Below are 4,177 nucleotides of genomic sequence, written 5' to 3'. Positions count from 1 at the left end.
CCAACCAGACGACGTTCGGCGTCGGTAACCCCGCAGCGCAAGACTTACGCCGCCAAACCGCAGCAACATGAGTCAACTCGGCACGAGGTCGGCGATCGATAAACATTCGAACGTCGCCGTCGCGGCGCTCGACCCGGATGGGGCGACATGATCTCGCGGCGTAGCGGCCGGCAACACACCGCTGGGCGGGATTCTGCTTCACGGCGGTGTGCGGCGCGCTACTACTGGGTCGGTAGGTGCGATTCTGCCGTCAACTCGGTGTCAGGTCCCCGGTGCTTCTGCCGCTCATTGGACTCCGTCGACGGTGCGCGCACCGGACCCGTTGTCATCCGCCAGCGCATCCAGCAACTCGGTGCTGGAAACTTCCAAAGCTACCTGACTGCCAGGGTTGAATGACAGCATCGTGCCGTCAGGAAGCTGCGGCAGCAGGTCGCGGCAATGAATCGGGAGCAGTTGCGGCACACTCGCAAAGGCCTTGTCCGGATCGGTGAACAGCACCACGCGGGTTCCCGCATCGAACTCATAGGCGACGAGTTGGCCGTTGGCGTCCACAGGTAGATAGACGACATTAGCGGCTAGCTCAGCAAGAACCTCCTCCACGGCGCCATGCCCGGTGGCAGCCCGCTGTAAGGCAGCGTCCACCGTGCCGGTGGGGTGATTCAGGCCCATCGCAGCCGGCGACGGGCGGTAATCCGGGTTTGCCACGAACGCACCCGGGTTACCGGCCTCATCCACCGGCCAGGCCCCAGCGATCGCGTAGCCGGGCACTTCTCCGTCCGGATCGTAGTCCGGGTCCACCGAGTAGAGCCAAGACCCAGGCGATTGCTTGGCGCGCAATCGAATTTGTTCAGTGATCGGTGGGTGATGATCGCTCATCTCGGTCCTCTCGCTCTCGGCGTCGCAGGGCGCAGTCTTTCCCGCGGACCCGCGGACGACGGGTTGCTACGTCGTGTGCGTTCAAAGGCCGCTGCGGTTCGCTCATAGCCTTGCCCGCGTCGTAGGTTATTTTTCCCGAGCTTGCCGCATGGCGCCAACATAGAGGCGGCGGCCGTGCCGCCACGAATGATCGTCGCGGCACACTCTTTGCTCATCGTCGCATCACTCCTGCGCACCACCAGCGTTCGCGACTGGATCTGCTTTGCGAGCGAGGTGCAGATAGCCGGCGTGAACGTTCGATCCCGGTCCGGACGCAGACTGCGACAGCGATGACCGGCTATTGCCAGATGACCCCATCGAGCGGTCCTCGGACTGGTCCGTCACAGGCAACCCCGACCTTCCCCCGTTCGACGACCCCGCCCAGGCGCTGCCTGCGGCACCGCCCAGGACGACACCAGCGTCGCGCAGAGAAGCCGACGAAGTCGAATCGGCCGCGTGGGATGGCGACCGCTCCCCTAGGCCCGAACCCGCCGAAGAATGCCCGCCCAGGAGCGGAGAGTAATCACTTGCAGGCGAGTACGACTTCTGCTTGGACCCCGGATCTGGTGATGACTTGCCGTCGCCGACGCCAGAAACCCGCAAGGAGACGGCCTCGCCATCCCTCAGCTCCAACGCAGACGGATTCGAGTCGCTGTCGTCGTCGCACAATTCGGGGAACTCAGCTCTGATCGCCTCGTATTCCCGTAGCGCTTTCGCCACTTGCTCTTTGAGTTCGCGCCAGGACGGTGGCAGATCGGCAGCCGTCGACACCCAACTCTCCTTGGGGGAGTCTTCGGCGTCGAACCCGCTGTGCGCCGGCGTCACCGCATCGGCATCGGCCGACCGTGAGGGCTCGCGACCTCGATCGGCTCGCGCCTGAACTTCTGATTCATCGTCGGTGACGTAGATGTCTGAATCCTCGGACCGGCCATCGAATTCGGGCGTGGTGTCGCCTCGGTCTCGCAGCAATGCCACTTTGTCGGCGGGGTCGGACCTTGTGGCGGCGTCGGCCGGTAGAGACGCCATTGCCCGGGGCTGCTCCGTAATCAGGTCGCGGCCGGTGCCGCCGTCTGCATCCTGCAGATCACGGCGGGCAGGGCGTGGGTGCACTGTGAGCAAGACGGTGCGCCGTTGTTGGTTGTCGTCGAAATGAGCTAGCTCGTCTTTGAGGTCAGCTCCCCGTGAGGTGGGTCTGTCGCTGACGGTGACCAGATCGGAGGCTCGAGGGGTCCCGCCTGGTTGCTTCTCTATCTGGGCGCGAAGGTAGTTCAGCGCCGCAGTGGCGCGCTTCGTACCGACGACGACAGGGCCCCGGCTGAATCGCCCGCCGTTACCCCCGCCGTCTGCGTTGACGATCAGTCCAGAGCCGCCGTCTGCAATCACCTGACGTGCCCTTTGGACCAGGGCAACGGCGAAGCGGTCCAGATCGGCTCGCTGAGCGGCGCTGAGTTCTTGCGACCGTTCATCGAACGGCATCAAGACGTGAGTCGAGACAGCCGGCTTGGGTCGCTTTTCGACTCGTACGGAGGCCCGCCGTCGGGCTTCGGCCCGGGGCCCGGTCACCCCATCGCGCAGCGCGCTTCCCCGAGACGTGGGTTGAAGAACCGTGACGAAGGAGGTGGACACACGATCGGCAGGAAGCGCGACGTCGAGCTTGCGTTGGATGAGCTCTCCCACAGCGCTGGCGCGCTTCAAGCCAGATGCATGTGCGCCGCGACCACCGATACTCCCGTTTCCGCCGCCCTCAACGTGCACGTCGAGACCGAGGCTCCCAGCCGCGTTCCGAGCCTTGGCCACCTTGACGATCTCTCTGACGAGCCGCGTGACCCCATCGTCGTCCTCGGCAACGGATGTCGAGCCCTCCCCGAAGGGCACCTCCAACGTCCACGGGCGGATGACCAGCTTCACGCCGTACCGATCAGCGAATTGCTGCATTGCGGCAATAGTTGAGGACAGGGTCTCGTCGTCGATCGAACTCAGCTCTGCCATGTCGACATTGATCTCGGCGACGTCGCGATCGAACCTGACCGGCGTATAGAGCTGCGCTTCGAAGTACACCCCGTCATCGGCAGTCAACCGACCCGGACGACTTGAGGTTGCGTACTGATGCAGCCTCCGTAGCTGGCCCTCCGCGCTATGCGTGAGCAACTTACCGATGTGCGAGTAGGTCGTCGTAGTGCGCCCCCCGACAGCGGCGAAGGAATCCGCCGAGACGAACAACGCACGATGTTTAACGTGTTCTTTCACGACGAAGAAGGACGTGCCGTAGGCGGGAGCGCCGCCGGCCGTCCTGCGCGCATAGTCGACGGCGCCGTACCTGGGCCGCCCAGCCGCAACGAAGCCGTCGGACTTCGGATCCAGCAGGTGTGTCTGAATTCGAATACGCGCCGCCGCAATTCGGTCCGCATCCTGGCCCGCCACGCGACCTGACCGGAGATAGCCACCCGTCGATTTCTCGACATTGTCGAGCACGCCCTTGGTCGAGGCACCGCCCGGCCGCAATCCCCGCTCCCAGGAGTTGAGGTAGCTTTCGGGCGCCCGCTCAAAATCGCCGGCGAACTCCTGAATCCACTCATGTGCCTTGAAATTGATTGTCACCCGTGCCTGCTCGAGCACGGTGATCATCGTGCCCAAATCAGCCTGGGCCTGTTCCGGGCTCGATATCCCCCATCCGACAAGGTGGTCCAGCACCGTAGCTTTCCAGCCGTCACCCGCGGCCTTGTCCTCGGCGAACTGCAACCCCACGACGTCACCCGCCGCCAACAATCCCAGCGCCTGCTGCCGCGCCGCCAGGTCATCAGCGGGATCATCCGTCTTGTCCTCAGATGCACTCGGGATCCGGCTGGGCTGATCGTCGACGCCGAACACTATGGACGGCAATGGGACTCGCGTAGTGTCGGGGGGCTCAGCGATATGGTCATTGATGTCGGCCTCGGTGGCCCTGCCCTTACCCTTACTGTCGAGTCGTTCTCGAGCGCCCCCCTCCAAACCGACCAGAGGATCACCAGTCAGCAGAAAACTCGTGAACCCAGCACGCAGCTCGACCTCGTTTCTGAACCGCGAAGCCCACCGCCTGAAGAACTCGACATAGCTGTCGTCGACATCCTCCCGAGTCAAACCCCGGGCATCAGCAACACCGGCAGGCAACTCCCTCCACACACGCGCGATCAAATGCCTGGCCTCACCGCCCGGATCAGCCAACCGCGCCAACGGCCCCGGTGCCGCCGACGACTCACCTCCTGCAACCCCATCCTCGCCACTC

General features: G+C 64.2%; 2 protein-coding genes. Both read right to left on the bottom strand.

Features of this window, described 5'->3' with window-relative positions; translation table 11 throughout:
- Positions 1-285: 285 nt before the first annotated feature.
- Positions 286-876 carry a type VII secretion system-associated protein gene (locus MVA01S_RS31075; RefSeq protein WP_110765711.1) on the bottom strand — a complete coding sequence of 197 codons (591 nt, stop codon included), beginning with the start codon at positions 874-876 and terminating at the stop codon, positions 286-288.
- A gap of 222 nt (positions 877-1,098) precedes the next feature.
- Positions 1,099-4,116 (bottom strand): DUF3626 domain-containing protein, encoded by a 3,018-nt coding sequence (locus tag MVA01S_RS28850; protein WP_144033088.1) that lies wholly within the window; start codon positions 4,114-4,116, stop codon positions 1,099-1,101.
- Positions 4,117-4,177: the final 61 nt, after the last annotated feature.

It is taken from the genome of Mycolicibacterium vaccae NBRC 14118 = CIP 105934, assembly GCF_001552715.1.
GTDB lineage: Bacteria > Actinomycetota > Actinomycetes > Mycobacteriales > Mycobacteriaceae > Mycobacterium > Mycobacterium vaccae.
This window is presented reverse-complemented; position numbering and strand designations above follow the sequence as displayed.

Excerpts from the sequence above, each read along its gene's own strand:
- MVA01S_RS31075 (WP_110765711.1), bottom strand. The coding sequence starts at position 876 with ATGAGCGATCATCACCCACCGATCACTGAACAAATTCGATTGCGCGCC.